Below are 15,969 nucleotides of genomic sequence, written 5' to 3' on the forward strand. Positions count from 1 at the left end.
GAATACCTTTTAGGACCATCTCTGCCAGAGTCTTCAACAATAGTATTAACCGGTCTTTTGACCTTTCTGATTTCTTCAGGAACCTTCATAAAAACACCTCTTGTATATAGTCCGTATTATATCATAAACGGACTAATAAAGACATAAAATAATGATAATTTTGCAAAAAAAATCACTAACTTTTACGGTAAAACAGGAGTTAAAAAGGCAGATTATTTCCAAAAACCAGGGAAACAGATTAATTTTTGATATGATTTGAAAAGAAACGACCTTAGAACAAGAAGGTTTCTATAGTCCTGAGGTTTGTGAAAGTTTTAGTTAAAATGAAAGAAAATTACATTTTTAAATTAATATCTGTAATTTTCTGTCTTTTTCGTTAGAAATACAGTTTTATTTTTACGCAAATCAACAGTCAGAAAGATACATATATCAAAAAATTGTTGCTTTGTTTTTAATAAACTGTTTTTTCATGGAATAATAATTACAGTTGTTTTTCATTTCCTAAACAGCATAACACTGTTTTCATGCCGTAGAGGAAGAACTGAAAAGGACTCACCTCCCGGCAGCGGAGGATGCATTCCGGATTTACTGGAATGAAGAACCTGTGTTCATCATTTTTGCAATTTCCGGACATAACGATAAAGCAATAGCATATAACAAACAGGTCTGACACGAATCAGACACAATAAAAAATACGGACAAAACTGTTTTAAACACAGACTGCAACAGAAAATTGGAAGCAGCCGACCGGAAGACGGATTATTCCGTTTAATGAATTCTGCAGACAGGATTCATGCGATAACCGCAAGCATCATAACAGCGGCGTATGACTCATGCACGGATGTCGGACGCGATTCACTTACTGATCGTTTGGTAAAAACGACGGTTCTGAATTGAAACAGCTCCGGCCTCTCAGAAAACCGGATTGGCGAATCAATATATTGAGAGAAAAGTATATGTTAAATTTTTTAGACTTTATCAAAAGCAAATACGAGTTCTTCAGTCCGAAAGAGAAGAAGATTGCCGACGTGGTGCTGGAACAGCCACAGAAGATCATTGCCTCAAGCATAGCTCAGCTGGCAAAATCAGCCGGTGTTTCCGAACCGACCGTGCACAGATTCTGTCAGAAGATCAATACCGAGGGGTATCCCGATTTCAAACTTAAACTCGCCCAGACCCTGGCAAAAGGCATTCCTTACGTAAACATTCACGTAGACGAAAACGACAGCACGGAAAACTACACCAAGAAGATTTTTGACTCATCCATCTCCATTCTGAACGAAGCACGCAAAAATGTTGACATCAGAGTCATTCAGAGATGCGTGGACGTGCTCAGCTGTGCCAGAAGAATAACCTTCTGCGGACTCGGTTCAAGTGCCACCGTTGCCCACGACATGCTGAACAAATTCTTCAGATTCAACATTCCATGCAACTACTTTGAAGACCCGGTCATGATGCTGATGAGCGCATCAAACTGCAGTCTGGAAGACGTTTTTGTACTTATTTCCCATACCGGAAGAACAAAGGATCTCATTGACGTTGCAAAATACGCCAGAAGCAGAAAGGCTACCGTTATCGGATTAACCTCTGAAAACAGCCCGCTGGCTGAAGAATGTTCACTGGTGCTTTCGGCAAAGATTCCGGAAGATACGGATATCTATATTCCAATGGCTTCCAGACTTGTGCAGCTTGCACTCGTCGACGTGCTGGCAACAGGTCTTTTCCTGCGTAAAGGTCCTCAGTTCATAGCAAACCTTAAAAACGTAAAGGAAGCCATAAAGGAATCAAGACTGGAAATGCCTCGTGAGAAGAAGGCGGATAACAAGGAACCTGGTGAGGAGGAGAACAAATAATTCTTTACCAGCTTCTGCCTGCCGGTAATAACTATAAAGTCATACAGAATCGGAGCAGCTCGTACTGATGTCTAGATATCTGGCCATAATTGACAGTTATAAGCTTAAGCAGCTTGAGAGTCTGGGTGAAATATATATTTCCCCAAGAGAGTTGAATGAAATATTTACGGCGGATCCTCATACCGCAAACTATCAGGATCTGCTGGAGGAGAATTTTTACTTTCGCGAAATCCACGAAAAGGTATTTCTGCTCATATCACTGCTTCAGGAAAGAGACTGCGACAACGGTCTTGACGTGAGCATTTCCGAAATAGAATACATTATCGCGCTTAATCCGCAGGCAGCCGAAAATCTGACCCGCACGTATCCTGATTTCAGGTTCTGCACTCTTTCAAGACGACTCGGCATCATTGAAAACTTCATCAACTATAACGTCAGGAAGAACTGCTCCGCAGGCATTGCCGCCATGCGCATACTCATGGGGCTGTGCGAACCTCCGGCCACACTGAATTCCTACAACCTTCTTGATCTGAGCACGGATCCGGCAAGAGAACTTCTCATCGCCAAACACCTCCTGCAGAAGAAGACTCCGTACTACCGCACCAATCTGGCTTCAAGAACTTTGCTGACACTCATTACGATGTACAGAAGAACCGTCGGTTATCCTGACGGAGACATCGGTTATGTCATGGACATGCTGGAAATCTACCATTATGCGGTTAACCGTTCAGATCAGACTCCTCCGGGATACAACGACGGCTGGATGAATAATCCAGCCCATGCAGTCCTGATGAAAATCCATAATGAAAATCCGGACATATCCTTTGACGACATTCTGTTTAAAATTAGGGAAATTCCGGAATTCGGTGATTTTCTGCATACCCTGACGGCACTGTATTCGAGGGATTCATATATTCTCTTCATTTATCTGAAATCAATAGATCAGCTGAGAAAATTCGGCATCAGCAGATCCACCGTGGCCAATGTGGCCTCATGGTGCAATACCGTGGATGAAAGAGAACTTCTGGCATCATGGCTAGGCAGCTGCTTCGGATACATGAAAGTCATTCACGCGCTCTATGACACCATGGACATAAACATCATGAACATAAGCAGCGATGATGAGGATGAGGATGACGTCAACGGAGCCGACAGAATCATAACCTCCTTTGAGTCCGGCAGGAGCGCGGCAAAGAATAACAAGAGCAATGCCCAGACCGGAGAAATGACCTCGGGCATGTCCGCCGCCAACGATGAATCACAGCCTGAGCACTGTGATTCACGAGATCACCAGGAAGGACAGGTATCTACCGGTGACGATTCTGAACTGAACAAGGCTCCGGTACCTCACGGTTTCATTCTGGAAAAATCACTAATGGAACTGAACAGGTCCGGCCCGGTTCAGCCGGTTGCCGAACCACGGGCATCCGGAGAAATATCCGGAACAGCTTCTGAAAACACGGAAACAGAATCCCCTTCCGTCCCTGAAGAAATCAGCGGGCAGGAACACGTTATTGATCTGGCAAACATTGTCACCATCAATGACGACCATGCCGGTGATCCTCAGAGAATTCTCTCCAAAACGGATCTTGACAACATCAGCTTCACCAATCCGACTGATGATGAAAACATCGGTATATCCGGTCTCCTGCCTGACGGATTCTTTGACGTGTATTTCGAGAACGACATAACCTCTCAGATTCATGAGGTTCCGGATATTCCTGAAAACACTAACTTTGAGGTGATTGAACTCTTTTCTGAAAACTCAGTTTCTGCCAGCCAGCAGGCCGAGGACCAGACAAAACCTGACTATGATTCTGATACCGTGGTATACGCAAAGGGCGTACGCATCAACAATTCGCAGATTAAGATTGCGGGATACAGTCTGACCTTCCTTGAAGGCATATTTCAGGCTCTTACCATAACCGCCGATTTCTCGGCACTGAGCGTTCAGGAAATAGAATGCGCCGTCAGCATGCTGATACGTACCGAAGCCCCTATCAGCAGAGAATGCATTGTTAAGAGATTTGCACATATCTGCCGAAAAACAGGTACCCCGTTCAAGAACAATCACAAGCTGAAGGTTATGCAGGAAATCAATCACGTGATTGAAAAACTTCACTGCATTACCGACATGGATGACTTTATCTACATGCCGAACAAGCCGGTATTTTCACGCAACAGAAAAATCGACATCAACAGAATCGGCTACAGCCAGACGTCCGACATTCCGTCAGATATCCGTTACAGCACTTCCGTAAGCCGTCAGGAGATTATCGCAACCATAAGACTTATCAAGGCTGATGACAATCTGGGACTTGGCGGCATACAGCCTACCGCCGAGGACGTATGCAAATTCATGGGACTTCTCAAAATCAAGAATTCCGCCCAGCAGCAGAAGGAAACCGACAGAATCAACAGAATTATCGGTGAAACAGAACGTAAAAGCGCATAGCACACGTATCCCGTACGTCAGCATTTCTGATTTTCCCATGAGACATAAATACGCGTTTCACCTATAATCATACGGCAGACATATTTATCTTTTTCAACCGGGCATAAACAGGAACAGAGGATTTTCAATGAACGATGATATTGTACTTCTGCCTCTTACTGATGATGACAGAGAACAGTTTATAAAAGACAATCAGGAAGCCTTCAGATACGGAGCCACGGAGGAATTCGGTCTCCGGGATGACCATTTCGAGGAAGACGGTGAAATCATTTCGCATAAAACCATCTCTGACTCCATTGATGCCGGCAAGGCATACCGCATCATGCTCGGTAATGAAAAAGTCGGAGGAGTGGTCATACAGACCGACGGAGAGCACGGAGATCTGGATCTCCTGTTTGTGTCTCCTAAGGCTCACAGCCTCGGAATTGGATACCGAGCCTGGTGTGCCGTTGAAAAAATGCATCCTGAAGTAAAACTTTGGGAAACGGTAACTCCGTACTTTGAAAAAAGAAACATTCATTTCTACGTTAACCGCTGCGGTTTCAGGATTGTGGAGTTTTTCAACAGTCATCATAAAGGTCCGCACGATGACGAGGATTTCGAAATGTTCAGATTTGAAAAAAGAATTGAAAGATGAAACAGTTTATTGTTGATGCATTCACAGATACCGTGTTTAAAGGAAATCAGGCAGCCGTATGCGTAACTGACAGATGGCTTTCTGAAGAACTGATGATGAACATAGCCAGAGAAAACATGTTCTCTGAAACCGCCTTTACCGTAAAAGAGGATGATACCTACAGGCTCAGATGGTTTACGCCGGGCGGTGAAATCGACTTCTGCGGTCATGCGACACTGGGGACCGCCTTCGTTCTTTTCAGTTTTTTCGAACGGAAAGCCGAAGTTCTCTCCTTCACCACGGCAGCAGGTATAATCACCGTCAGAAAAGAAGAAGACACGTTCGTCATGAATTTTCCGGCCTACAGATGCATTGAGACGGAAGTTACCGACAGAATGGAGGAGGCTCTGGGAATCAGACCGCTTGCAGCCTACATTGATCGCGATCTGCTGCTGGTTCTTCCCGATGAGTCGTCAGTCAGAACACTCAATCCGAAAGAAAACATTCTGAAGGAACTGGACGGACTGCTGACGGCGGTTACCGCCCCGTCAGACAGCCGTGAATACGACTGCGTCAGCCGTGTTTTCGGACCGAAAATCGGCATAAAGGAAGATCCGGTGACCGGCAGTTCCCACTGCATGATAGTTTCTTACTGGAACGACAGACTGCATAAGGATTCACTGGTCTGTTTCCAGGCATCGGAAAGAACAGGTATTCTGTACTGCAGCAGGAACGGAGACAGAATAAGCATTGCCGGAAAGGCGGTACTCTATTCCGAAGGAGAAATTTTAAAAAATCATCAGTTCTGAACAGAGACTGAATATGACTGATTTTCCGTCAGTCACGCAGCAACAGCCTTCATTCATGCTGTTTTACACGGCCGGGATGAGGCTTTCGGACGGAAAACACCGGTATTTTGATAAGATTAAAACAGGAAAATCGCTAAAAACTGTTATCAATAACACAAAAAGAGTGTATAATGCATTCAGTTTTAAAAGTTTGGCACAGAGAATAAAATGTATCAATTATCCAATAATTTACATCATCACCATCATCGTCCTAAATAGTCTTTCAGGAGGAGTGGTTTATTTTCTGGAAGACTTTCTTCCAGGAGTGCCGTAAAGATTTACATAAGACCCTTGGAAGAATAAAACGGATACTTCCAAGGGTTTTTAATTATACAGACATACAAGAGGGTTATTTGACATGTCTACTAAAAAGTTTCGTATCGCCATGCAGAAAAAGGGTCGTCTCAGTGTTGAAACCACAGAACTTTTAGAGAGCTGCGGTTTAAAGATCAACAAGCGTGAGGACAGACTCATTGCTCACGTTGAAAACATGGAAATCGACATTCTCCGTGTTCGTGATGATGACATTCCGGGTCTTATTATGGACCATGTTGTTGACTGGGGTGTTGTTGGCGAAAACGTACTTGAGGAAACAACACTTGAACGTCAGCAGGAAGGTTTACCTGTAGGCTACAATCTCGTTCGCAAGCTCGATTTCGGCGGCTGCCGTCTTTCACTTGCCATCCCTGTTGAACAGGAATGGAAAGGTGTTCAGAGTCTTGAAGGCTTGAAGATTGCCACCACCTACCCTAACCTCACCAAGCGCTACCTCGATCAGCAGGGCGTAAACTTCAAGACCGTACTGTTAACCGGTTCAGTTGAAGTTGCTCCGCGTGCAGGTCTTGCCGATGCAATCTGCGACCTGGTAAGTTCAGGTGCAACACTTGAAGCCAACGGTCTCAAGGAAGTTCAGGTTGTTTACAGGTCAAAGGCCGTACTTATTCAGAGAGATCAGGAACTCTATCCTGAAAAGCAGGCTATTGCCGACACTCTCATCAGACGTATCGACGGCATGATTCAGGCTCACGGCAGCAAGTACATCATGCTTCATGCTCCAAAGGACAAGGTTAAGGAAATCACCGCTCTCCTCCCTGGTGCCGAAAACCCAACTCTTCTCGAACTCGCAGGTAACTCAACTCATGTAGCCATTCATGTAGTTTCCACCGAAACCCTCTTCTGGGAAACCATGGAAAAGATTAAGGCACTGGGTGCAAGTTCAATCCTCGTATTACCTATTGAAAAGATGTTGAAGTAATATTATGAAAATTGTTAGCTGGAAAGATTTAAATGAACAGGAACGGGTAGACATCCTCACCCGTCCCGCCACTGCCGATGACGGCAGCAAGGCCAAACTTGTTGCTGATATCATCAGCAACATCCGTAATCGCGGAGATGAAGCCCTTCTGGAATACTCCCGCAAGTTTGATCGTCTGGAATCTGATCATATTAAACTTACAGCTGATGAAATCAAATCAGCCTGTGACAGAGTGGATTCTGAACTCAAGACAGCCTTAAAGAACGCTTATGACAACATCAGCATGTTCCACAGGGCTCAGAAACCGGCTCCGGTTGTAGTCAGCACCAGACCGGGGGTTACCTGTGAACTTCACACTCACCCTATCGACAGTGTCGGTCTGTACGTTCCCGGCGGCAGCGCACCGCTGGTAAGTACCGTGCTCATGCTTGCCGTTCCTGCACAGATTGCCGAATGTCCTAAGGTGATATTATGTTCTCCTCCACCGGTTTCCGATGCCATCGTTTATGCCGCAACCCTCTGTGGCGTGAATGACATCTACACCGTCGGCGGAGCTCAGGCTATCGCAGCCATGGCCTACGGCACTGAAACTGTACCTAAGGTAAACAAGATTTTCGGACCGGGCAATTCATTCGTAACCGAAGCCAAGAAGCAGGTAAGCGCAGACTTCCGCGGTGCCGCCATCGATATGCCGGCCGGTCCTTCCGAAGTACTGGTGATTGCCGACGAATCCGCAAATCCGGCATTTGCTGCTTCAGATCTGCTTTCCCAGGCTGAACACGGTCCGGACTCACAGGTTGTTCTTCTTTCAACAAATCCTAACTACGGTAATGAAGTTATCGCTGAAGTTGAAAAGCAGGTTCAGCAGCTGTCAAGAAAGGATATCGCCAACAGAGCCCTGGAAAAGAGTATCGCCATCGTATGCGAATCTCTTGAAGAGGCTTGTGCCATTTCCAACATCTATGCGCCTGAACACCTGATTGTGGAAACCAGAGAACCTCGCGCCCTGCTGCCTTACCTGAGAAATGCAGGCTCAATCTTCATCGGCGGCTGGACTCCTGAATCAGTAGGCGACTACGCCAGCGGTACAAACCACACCCTTCCTACCTACGGTTATGCCAAGACCTGTTCATCTCTCGGTCTTGCCGACTATCTGCGCCGCTACACCGTACAGGAAGCAACCACCGAAGGTTTAACCAACCTCAGCCGTACCGTAGAACTTATGGCAGATGCAGAAGGCCTTACCGCTCACAAGAGAGCAGTAACCATTCGTATGGACATTCTTAACGGAGCCAAATAACATGAGCAGTATTACAGAACTTGCCACTGAAAGAGTAAAACAGCTTACCCCTTATCTGTCAGCCCGTCGTATCGGTGGTAAAGGACATAACTTCCTCAATGCGAATGAAGCACCTAAGAGTGCAACCTTCCTGATGAAGTCAATTACTCTCAACCGCTACCCTGAATGTCAGCCTCCTGAAGTAATTGAAGCCTATGCTGATTACTCAGGCGTTGCCGAAGAAAACATTCTGGTTTCACGCGGCAGTGACGAATCCATCGGACTTCTGGTCCGCACCTTCTGTGAACCGGGCAGGGACGCAATCCTTATCAGCACTCCGACCTACGGCATGTATTCAATCAGTGCCGACACCGCCGGTGTGAAGACCGTTGACGTTCCGCCTGCCGATGACTTCCAGCCTGACGTTGAAGCTATCAGGAACACTGTGGAAAACAATCCTGAAAAGATCAAGGTTATTTTCATCTGTTCTCCTAACAATCCTACAGGCAACGTGGTTGATGACGACAAGCTTGTTCAGATTCTTGATTTCACCAGAGGCAGATGCCTGGTTGTGGTTGACGAAGCCTATATCGAATTCTGCCCTGAAAAGAGCAAGGTCAAGCTGATGAAGGATTATGACCATCTGGTTATAACCCGTACCCTGTCAAAAGCCTTTGCGCTTGCAGGTATCCGCTGCGGTTTCACTCTGGCTGACCAGGAAGTCATCAAGCTGATGCTCAAGGTAATCGATCCGTATCCGATTGCCGACCCTGTGGCTCAGATTGCCGTTCAGGCCTTAAGCACTCACGGCATCGCCATCATGAAGGAAAGAGTTGCCGAACTTATTGAACGCCGCGACAGATTCGTGGAAGAAGTAAGAAAGCTTGATTACGTTCAGGAAGTTTTCTATGAGAACGCAAACTACATTCTCATCCGCTTCAGGGACGGTGAAGGACTCTTCAAGGCATGCGCCGACAAGGGCATCATTTTAAGAGACTTCCACACCAAGACCAGACTGCAGAACTGCGTACGCGTTACCATCGGCAGTGAAGAAGAAATGAATGAAGTATTATCAGTATTTCATTCAATTAAACAGTAATTTGGCATCAGACAGCAGCCGGTCTACTGTCCGGTAAAAGCCCCAGGGCTTCGCACCTCACGGCTGTCTGCTCCTTCGTTGAGCCGCCCGTCTGCCCTAAACGGCAGTCATATGCCGGCGGTTCACGTGTTATATGATTTGTTTACTTAGTGAGGCAGATTGAATCTGCCTCATGTTTTAATGGAAAGCCTATGGAAAAATATCTTTTCATCGACCGTGACGGAACAATCATTGAAGAACCTGTAATCGATAAGCAGGTGGACTCTTATGAAAAACTCAAATTTGAACCTCACGTTATCTCTAGTCTCAAAGCTCTTAAGGATGCCGGTTACAAACTGGTTATGGTAACCAATCAGGACGGACTCGGAACCGACTCTCTTCCTTACGAAAAATTTTCAGGCCCGCACAATCTGGTGCTGGACGTTCTGTCTTCAGAAGACGTGCATTTCGAAGAAATTCTCATCTGCCCTCACTTCCCTCATGAAAACTGTGCCTGCCGCAAGCCTAAAACAGGTCTTCTCGGCAACTATCTTGTTCCCGGCGTCATCGACAAGGAACACAGCTTTGTTATCGGTGATCGTGAAACTGATATGGAACTGGCAAAGAACATGGGCATCAGAGGTGAACGCTACAACCCTGAAACCAACAACTGGAAGCAGATTACCGAATTTCTGACCAGAATTCCTCGTACCGCTCATGTTGTACGCAACACCAACGAAACCAAGATTGATCTCTTTATTGATCTTGACCACAGCGGCAAGAGTGAAATCTCTACCGGTATCGGCTTCTTTGACCACATGCTCGACCAGATAGCAACCCACGGCGGCATCACCATGAAGCTGAAGGCCGAAGGAGATCTTGAGGTTGATGAACATCATACCGTTGAAGACGTGGGCATTACTCTAGGTACCGCCCTGAAGCAGGCTCTCGGAGACAAGAGAGGTATCGGCAGATTCGGTTTCGCCGTTGCCATGGATGAAGTTGAAGCCAAGCTTGAAGGCCTTCCGGACGATTCACTGATGAATCATCCTGTTGACGCGTGCATGGACATTTCCGGCAGACCTTACTGCGTATTCAGCTGCGATGCCGACTTCGTACGTCAGCAGGTAGGAGAACTCTCTACCGAAATGGTTCCGCACTTCTTCCACAGTCTTGCATATGCCATGGGACTTACCCTGCACCTGAAGGTTACCACCGGTAACACTCATCATCAGGTTGAAGCACTGTTCAAGGCCTTCGGCAGAGCATTACGCATGGCTCTAAAAAAAGAAGGCAATGATCTGCCTTCAAGTAAAGGAGTACTTTAATGACCAAGCAGAAAGTTACCATTATTGACACCGGTGTTGCCAACCTGTCATCAGTACTGTTTGCCATGAACCGCCTTGACGCCGACTGCATTATCAGTGCAAAGGAAAGCGACATCAGAAACGCCGACAAGCTGATTCTTCCGGGCGTTGGTTCCGCCGTGGCAGCCATGGCCTCAATCAGGGAAAGACATCTTGACGATCTGATTGTCAACTCACATCAGCCTCTGCTTGGAATCTGTCTCGGCATGCAGATGCTGGCAGGTTTTTCCGAAGAAAGCATGAGTCAGGGAACTGAAGCCGTCAAGTGTCTCGGCATTGTGGACGGCGGCGTACGTCTCATGAAGGTTCCGGGACTGGTTCTTCCGCACATGGGATGGGATCAGGTTGAACACGACGGTTCCTGCCCGCTGTTTAAGGATATTCCGAGCGGATCATATTTCTATTATGTACACTCCTATGCTCTGGACGTAACCGGACACACCGTGGCAACAACCACCTATGGTCAGACTTTTTCAGCAGTGGTTAACCGCAATAATTTCTTCGGTACTCAGTTCCATCCTGAAAAGTCCGGTCCGATAGGACACAAACTTCTTAAAAACTTCCTTGACCTCTAGGAGACACAGACATGATTATACCTGCAATTGATCTTATTGGCGGCAAGGTAGTCCGTCTTTATCAGGGAGATTACTCCCGTAAAACCGAATACGATGCCGATCCTCAGGAACGTTTTGACCTCTATGTGAGTGAAGGCGCAAAATTCCTGCACCTCGTGGATCTTGACGGAGCCAAGGATACATCAAAGAGACAGCTTGACGTTATCTCAGAACTGATTAAGAACACTCCGGTTCCGGTTGAAATCGGCGGTGGCATCCGTACCGAAAAGGACGTTGAGGATCTGCTGAACATCGGTACCGAACGCGTGGTTGTAGGCTCTGCCGCCGTTAAGGATCCGAAGATGGCAAAGGACTGGTTCCGCAGATTCGGCGCAGAACACATCGTTCTGGCACTCGACATCAACATTGATCCGGCTACCGGCAAAAGATTCATTGCCATCAAGGGCTGGCAGGAAAACAGTGCGGTTACCATCGAAGATCTGATTAACGATTTTGCCGAAGTGAACCTCAAGTACGTACTATGTACCGACATTTCCCGCGACGGCACCCTCAAGGGATCAAACGTGGATCTTTACAGAGATCTGCACAATATCTTCCCGCACATCGATTTCCTGGCTTCCGGCGGAATCGGCAGTCTTGATGACGTAGCGGCCGTTCGCGACAGCGGAGCCGCCGGTATCATCATCGGCCGTTCTCTGCTTGAAGGAAAATTTACTGTCAAGGAGGCTGTAAAATGCTGGCCAAACGCATAATTCCATGTCTCGACGTTAAAGACGGCGTAGTTGTTAAGGGCGTACAGTTCAGAAACCACGAGGTTATGGGCGGTATCGTTGAATTAGCCAAGCGTTATGCTGATGAAGGTGCCGATGAACTGGTGTTCTACGATATCACCGCATCAAGTGATTCCCGTGTGGTGGACAAAAGCTGGGTTCGTAAAATTGCGGAAGTAATCAACATTCCTTTCTGCGTTGCCGGCGGTATCAAGAGCGTTGAAGACGCAGCCAGAATTCTTGGATACGGTGCAGACAAGATTTCCATCAATTCACCTGCTCTGGCTGATCCAACCCTGATTACCAGACTTGCCGACCGTTTCGGCGTTCAGTGCGTAGTCTGCGGTATTGACTCCTATTATGATGAAGCTACCGACCGTTACCTCGTAAAGCAGTACACCGGTGACGTCAACAGAACACTTATCACCAAATGGACCACTCCTGAATGGGTGGAAAAGGTTCAGGAATGCGGCTGCGGTGAAATCGTTCTGAACATGATGAATCAGGACGGCATGCGCAAGGGCTATGACCTAAAGCAGCTCAAGCTTATCAGAAGTCTGGCTCACGTGCCTTTAATCGCCTCAGGCGGTGCCGGCGAAATGGTTCATTTCAAGGACGGATTCAAGGAAGCTGAATGCGACGGCTGTCTTGCCGCTTCAGTATTCCACAAGGGTATTATCCATATTCCTGAATTAAAGGATTATCTGAGAAAGGAAGGAGTGATTGTACGTGACTAATTACACCCTTAATTTTAACCCTGACGATCTTGACTGGGCCAAGGTAAACAACCAGATTCCGGTAATCGTGCAGAACTACCGCTCAGGTGTTGTTCTGATGCAGGGATTCATGAACCGCGAGGCTCTTGACAAGACGCTGGAAATCGGCAAGGTAACCTTCTACAGCCGTACCAAGCAGAGATTATGGACAAAGGGGGAGGAATCACGCCACTACCTTAATCTCAAGGCTATTACCGCCGACTGCGACAACGACTGTCTTCTTATTGCAGCCGATCCGATTGGACCTACCTGTCACAGAGGAACTGAAAGCTGCTTTGACGGACACATGCCGCTTGAAGCTTCAAATATTGCCGTATATGAAGCATCCGCTGAAACACCTCTTCCGGACGTAAACGCCCTGCTGACAAAGTTCAACGGTGAAAGCAGTAATGAGAATGCCGCAGAACTTCTTAAGGGAGTGCTTGCACTGCTGAAGCAGAAAGGCATTGCCCTGAGGGACATTGATCCTTTATTCAGAAGTGAATGCAGGCACTAACCGTTACCCGTTCATTATGATGATTTTACTGCAGTATGTGTCAGACATACTGCAGTTTTATTTTTATAAAACGGAAAATACTTTACGTTTGTTTTTAAGACGATAAAGTTCATGCCATTTCCTGATAAATAATCATACGGAATTTTTTGTTAAAAGGATACGGATTAAGAGGCGCAAAAATCAAAAGTATTAAAAATATACTTAATATTTTGTAACCTGGTTCAAAAAAATCAGTTTATTTTTTAGATTGTTCAAAAAAATCGAGTATAATTATAGGTGCTGGGGCAGGAAACGGAGCCTGACAGATAATTCACGGATTTCCGAATCTTTTCCACGACCCGCAGCTATCCTTATCAGAACCAACAACAGTTTTCATCAGTTTTATTCAGATTATCCATCACTAACGCCGTCCGGCATTTTTTAGTATTACACTTTAAACCGATTAGTCGGTAGGAGAAAAGATTATGGCTGACAAAGTTAAGAAGAACGAAAACGGCAAGTACCGTTTCTATGACATCTGGGTGGAAAACAAGAAGGCCTACTACGTTTCCGATTCCGGAGATTATGTGTACAACGTTGGTTTTATTGACGAAAAAAAAGCTCTTGAACGCGCTGATGCCGAATATGAGGACTATAGAGTAATCAAGTTTGACTACTACGATTACGACGTAATCGAATTAAGCAATTAAGCAATCAGGGAGCTACTTTTATGAACTTACGGCGGACAAGCCCATGCTCCTGACTGTCCGCCAGCTCCCCTTTCGTCTCTGACACTGTTTATGATTTACTGTTTACATAAGGATTTATCATGGAAAATATCAACACCGGCATTGGCAATATCGTTACCGTCAACGGCAAGAGATATCGCGTTATTTTCGAGGAAATCAAGGACGAGCACCTCAAGAGACTTCTCTCCATAAAGGAGGTCTGCTCCATTTACGGCATTCCACGAACCAAGATTTACAACATGATCCGCACTCATGCCTTTCCTGAAGGCGCTGTCGTAAAAATGGAAGGAAGAGCAACAAAATTCAACGCGGAAATCGTTAACGACTTCTTTGTTAACGAATACTAGTCCTCAAATGAAAAAAGGCCGAGAAGGCCTTTTTTTCAACAGTTTACAGGAATAATAACATTTCTATCTTATTCCACGTTGTGAGTCTTTTTGAATTCCCTGTATTCTTCAATCTTTTCCTCATTACCTGAAAGTCTGAGCGTTCTCTCAAGAATCTGAGTATAGAGCGGTCTGCCCTTAAGCAGGGCTGCAGTCTGCGTTGCCGCCACTACGGCTATCATCATCGGCAGCAGGAACTGGAAATTATTCGTCATTTCACAAATCAGAATGATTCCGGTAATAGGAGCTCTCACGGAAGCCGCAAAAAAAGCACTCATGCCTACGATTGCCAGAATTCCGGGATCGTAATTGAGGATTCCGAAATGAAGCATGCTCATGCCGAATACCGCACCGAGCAGAGCTCCGAGAGAAAGCGACGGTGCGAATATTCCGCCGGGTATACCGCAGCAGAAACAGAGCATTACCCCCATAAATCTCAAAAACAGAACACCGGCAAGCAGTTTCAGGGAAGAGGAAGTCATAATCCACTCACTGATAAAATGCATCCCGGATCCGGTCACCTGAGGTTCAATAATGGAAGCAACTCCGTATAATCCGCCCACGACGGCCACAATCATAACCGAGCGCCACAGTCTGCCCCTGAAGACAGCAGTATAGAAATCCTGCATCCAGCCCACTGCCCTGTTGAATACCACGCCTGCACAGCCGACCAGAATACCGAACATCAGGAAATCAAAGAAATTACGGATATTGACTCCGTCAAACATCGGCAGATCAAAAACAGGATCACTGTTACCGACTATAAATGATCTTGCTGCCGTGGACACGATTACCGCCATGGCAACGGCCTGCACTGCGGAAAACCTGTACTTGAACTGCGGACGCATTTCCTCAAGAACAAACAGCATACCGGCAAGAGGAGCATTGAAGGCACTGGCAAGACCTGATGCCGCACCTGCGGCCAGCATGACGTAAAAATCCTCTTTTTTTATTTTCAGGAGAGAACAAACTGCTGCCCCGAGATTACCGCCTATCTGAATGGATGGACCTTCCCTGCCGAGAACCATGCCTGAACTGAGAGAGAGAATTCCACCGAAGAATTTCACCGGAAGAACTCTTTTGTATCTTACCGGTCTGAGATCAACCATCGCACCTTCGATTTCCGGAATTCCCGAGCCGCCGGCTTCAGGTGCGTATTTTCGTGTGAAATACATGGCGATTCCGGCCATGATGAAACTTACGGCAAAAGCGGCAAGTGCAGCCGTAACCATTCCTGATTCATTGTCTAGCAGAGCTGAAAGCGAGGATGTTCTGTACTGATTCAGCATATTGGGTATCATCTCGAAGAAGGCACACACCATTCCCGTAACCCCGCCTATAATCAGTGAAGACAGCGTAAGCTTCAACGGTACATGAACATTGAATCTTCTCCGAAAAAACGCCGCTCTCTTCAGCCTGCTCATATATGTTTTAGGATTTCTCACAACCTGTTTCACCTCATGCCTGTCATGTTGTCCGCACTTTTA

General features: G+C 46.3%; 15 protein-coding genes and 1 other annotated feature. Of the genes, 14 read left to right on the forward strand and 1 reads right to left on the reverse strand.

Translation table 11 applies throughout. The features are described from left to right. Positions 1-956: 956 nt before the first annotated feature. From hexR to BMY80_RS04490, 14 genes are all read left to right on the forward strand, one after another. Positions 957-1,853: a transcriptional regulator HexR gene (gene hexR, locus BMY80_RS04420; RefSeq protein ID WP_051621918.1), complete on the forward strand. Its 897-nt coding sequence runs from the start codon at positions 957-959 to the stop codon at positions 1,851-1,853. Positions 1,854-1,920: 67 nt separating this feature from the next. Then, entirely contained in the window at positions 1,921-4,308 is a 2,388-nt protein-coding gene (locus BMY80_RS04425; RefSeq protein WP_093141283.1) for a hypothetical protein, read from the forward strand. Positions 4,309-4,435: 127 nt separating this feature from the next. Further along, positions 4,436-4,945, forward strand: a complete 510-nt coding sequence (locus BMY80_RS04430) for a GNAT family N-acetyltransferase (RefSeq protein ID WP_031579584.1) — start codon at positions 4,436-4,438, stop codon at positions 4,943-4,945. Beyond that, on the forward strand, positions 4,942-5,733 hold the full coding sequence (locus BMY80_RS04435) for a PhzF family phenazine biosynthesis protein (RefSeq protein ID WP_093141285.1): 792 nt from the start codon (positions 4,942-4,944) through the stop codon (positions 5,731-5,733). Before BMY80_RS04430 ends, BMY80_RS04435 begins: the two co-directional genes overlap by 4 nt. 233 nt (positions 5,734-5,966) lie before the next feature. Beyond that, positions 5,967-6,101: a sequence feature (His leader region), on the forward strand. Positions 6,102-6,130: 29 nt separating this feature from the next. Further along, positions 6,131-7,027, forward strand: coding sequence for an ATP phosphoribosyltransferase (hisG, locus tag BMY80_RS04445; protein WP_031580095.1), 897 nt, complete (start codon positions 6,131-6,133; stop codon positions 7,025-7,027). Between the two features lie 4 nt (positions 7,028-7,031). After that, complete coding sequence (gene hisD, locus BMY80_RS04450) at positions 7,032-8,327, forward strand: histidinol dehydrogenase (RefSeq protein ID WP_031580096.1); 1,296 nt, start codon at positions 7,032-7,034, stop codon at positions 8,325-8,327. A gap of 1 nt (position 8,328) precedes the next feature. Continuing rightward, positions 8,329-9,405, forward strand: a complete 1,077-nt coding sequence (gene hisC, locus BMY80_RS04455) for a histidinol-phosphate transaminase (protein WP_031580097.1) — start codon at positions 8,329-8,331, stop codon at positions 9,403-9,405. A 191-nt stretch (positions 9,406-9,596) separates the two neighbouring features. Beyond that, positions 9,597-10,712 (forward strand): bifunctional histidinol-phosphatase/imidazoleglycerol-phosphate dehydratase HisB, encoded by a 1,116-nt coding sequence (hisB, locus tag BMY80_RS04460; protein ID WP_093141290.1) that lies wholly within the window; start codon positions 9,597-9,599, stop codon positions 10,710-10,712. Beyond that, positions 10,712-11,326, forward strand: coding sequence for an imidazole glycerol phosphate synthase subunit HisH (hisH, locus tag BMY80_RS04465; RefSeq protein ID WP_093141293.1), 615 nt, complete (start codon positions 10,712-10,714; stop codon positions 11,324-11,326). The genes hisB and hisH overlap by 1 nt, the downstream gene beginning before the upstream one ends. Positions 11,327-11,337: 11 nt before the next feature. Next, positions 11,338-12,078: a 1-(5-phosphoribosyl)-5-[(5-phosphoribosylamino)methylideneamino]imidazole-4-carboxamide isomerase gene (hisA, locus tag BMY80_RS04470; RefSeq protein WP_093141295.1), complete on the forward strand. Its 741-nt coding sequence runs from the start codon at positions 11,338-11,340 to the stop codon at positions 12,076-12,078. Next, positions 12,060-12,833 (forward strand): imidazole glycerol phosphate synthase subunit HisF, encoded by a 774-nt coding sequence (gene hisF / locus BMY80_RS04475; protein ID WP_093141298.1) that lies wholly within the window; start codon positions 12,060-12,062, stop codon positions 12,831-12,833. The genes hisA and hisF overlap by 19 nt, the downstream gene beginning before the upstream one ends. Next, positions 12,826-13,368: a phosphoribosyl-AMP cyclohydrolase gene (locus BMY80_RS04480; RefSeq protein WP_245730038.1), complete on the forward strand. Its 543-nt coding sequence runs from the start codon at positions 12,826-12,828 to the stop codon at positions 13,366-13,368. Before hisF ends, BMY80_RS04480 begins: the two co-directional genes overlap by 8 nt. 464 nt (positions 13,369-13,832) lie before the next feature. Next, positions 13,833-14,057 (forward strand): hypothetical protein, encoded by a 225-nt coding sequence (locus BMY80_RS04485; RefSeq protein ID WP_093141300.1) that lies wholly within the window; start codon positions 13,833-13,835, stop codon positions 14,055-14,057. A gap of 119 nt (positions 14,058-14,176) precedes the next feature. Next, positions 14,177-14,443 carry a helix-turn-helix transcriptional regulator gene (locus BMY80_RS04490; RefSeq protein WP_031579219.1) on the forward strand — a complete coding sequence of 89 codons (267 nt, stop codon included), beginning with the start codon at positions 14,177-14,179 and terminating at the stop codon, positions 14,441-14,443. 68 nt (positions 14,444-14,511) lie between these two features. On the opposite strand, the gene clcA is transcribed toward BMY80_RS04490, so the two are convergent. Next, positions 14,512-15,927 carry a H(+)/Cl(-) exchange transporter ClcA gene (gene clcA / locus BMY80_RS04495; RefSeq protein ID WP_143066449.1) on the reverse strand — a complete coding sequence of 472 codons (1,416 nt, stop codon included), beginning with the start codon at positions 15,925-15,927 and terminating at the stop codon, positions 14,512-14,514. Between the last annotated feature and the right edge of the window lie 42 nt (positions 15,928-15,969).

This window comes from Ruminobacter amylophilus, from assembly GCF_900115655.1.
Taxonomy (GTDB): Bacteria; Pseudomonadota; Gammaproteobacteria; order Enterobacterales; family Succinivibrionaceae; genus Ruminobacter; species Ruminobacter amylophilus.

Excerpts from the sequence above, each read along its gene's own strand:
- BMY80_RS04425 (WP_093141283.1), top strand. The coding sequence starts at position 1,921 with ATGTCTAGATATCTGGCCATAATTGACAGTTATAAGCTTAAGCAGCTT.
- hisB (WP_093141290.1), top strand. The coding sequence starts at position 9,597 with ATGGAAAAATATCTTTTCATCGACCGTGACGGAACAATCATTGAAGAA.
- hisH (WP_093141293.1), top strand. The coding sequence starts at position 10,712 with ATGACCAAGCAGAAAGTTACCATTATTGACACCGGTGTTGCCAACCTG.
- hexR (WP_051621918.1), top strand. The coding sequence starts at position 957 with ATGTTAAATTTTTTAGACTTTATCAAAAGCAAATACGAGTTCTTCAGT.
- BMY80_RS04485 (WP_093141300.1), top strand. The coding sequence starts at position 13,833 with ATGGCTGACAAAGTTAAGAAGAACGAAAACGGCAAGTACCGTTTCTAT.
- BMY80_RS04435 (WP_093141285.1), top strand. The coding sequence starts at position 4,942 with ATGAAACAGTTTATTGTTGATGCATTCACAGATACCGTGTTTAAAGGA.
- hisD (WP_031580096.1), top strand. The coding sequence starts at position 7,032 with ATGAAAATTGTTAGCTGGAAAGATTTAAATGAACAGGAACGGGTAGAC.
- BMY80_RS04430 (WP_031579584.1), top strand. The coding sequence starts at position 4,436 with ATGAACGATGATATTGTACTTCTGCCTCTTACTGATGATGACAGAGAA.
- hisF (WP_093141298.1), top strand. The coding sequence starts at position 12,060 with ATGCTGGCCAAACGCATAATTCCATGTCTCGACGTTAAAGACGGCGTA.
- hisG (WP_031580095.1), top strand. The coding sequence starts at position 6,131 with ATGTCTACTAAAAAGTTTCGTATCGCCATGCAGAAAAAGGGTCGTCTC.
- BMY80_RS04490 (WP_031579219.1), top strand. The coding sequence starts at position 14,177 with ATGGAAAATATCAACACCGGCATTGGCAATATCGTTACCGTCAACGGC.
- hisA (WP_093141295.1), top strand. The coding sequence starts at position 11,338 with ATGATTATACCTGCAATTGATCTTATTGGCGGCAAGGTAGTCCGTCTT.
- hisC (WP_031580097.1), top strand. The coding sequence starts at position 8,329 with ATGAGCAGTATTACAGAACTTGCCACTGAAAGAGTAAAACAGCTTACC.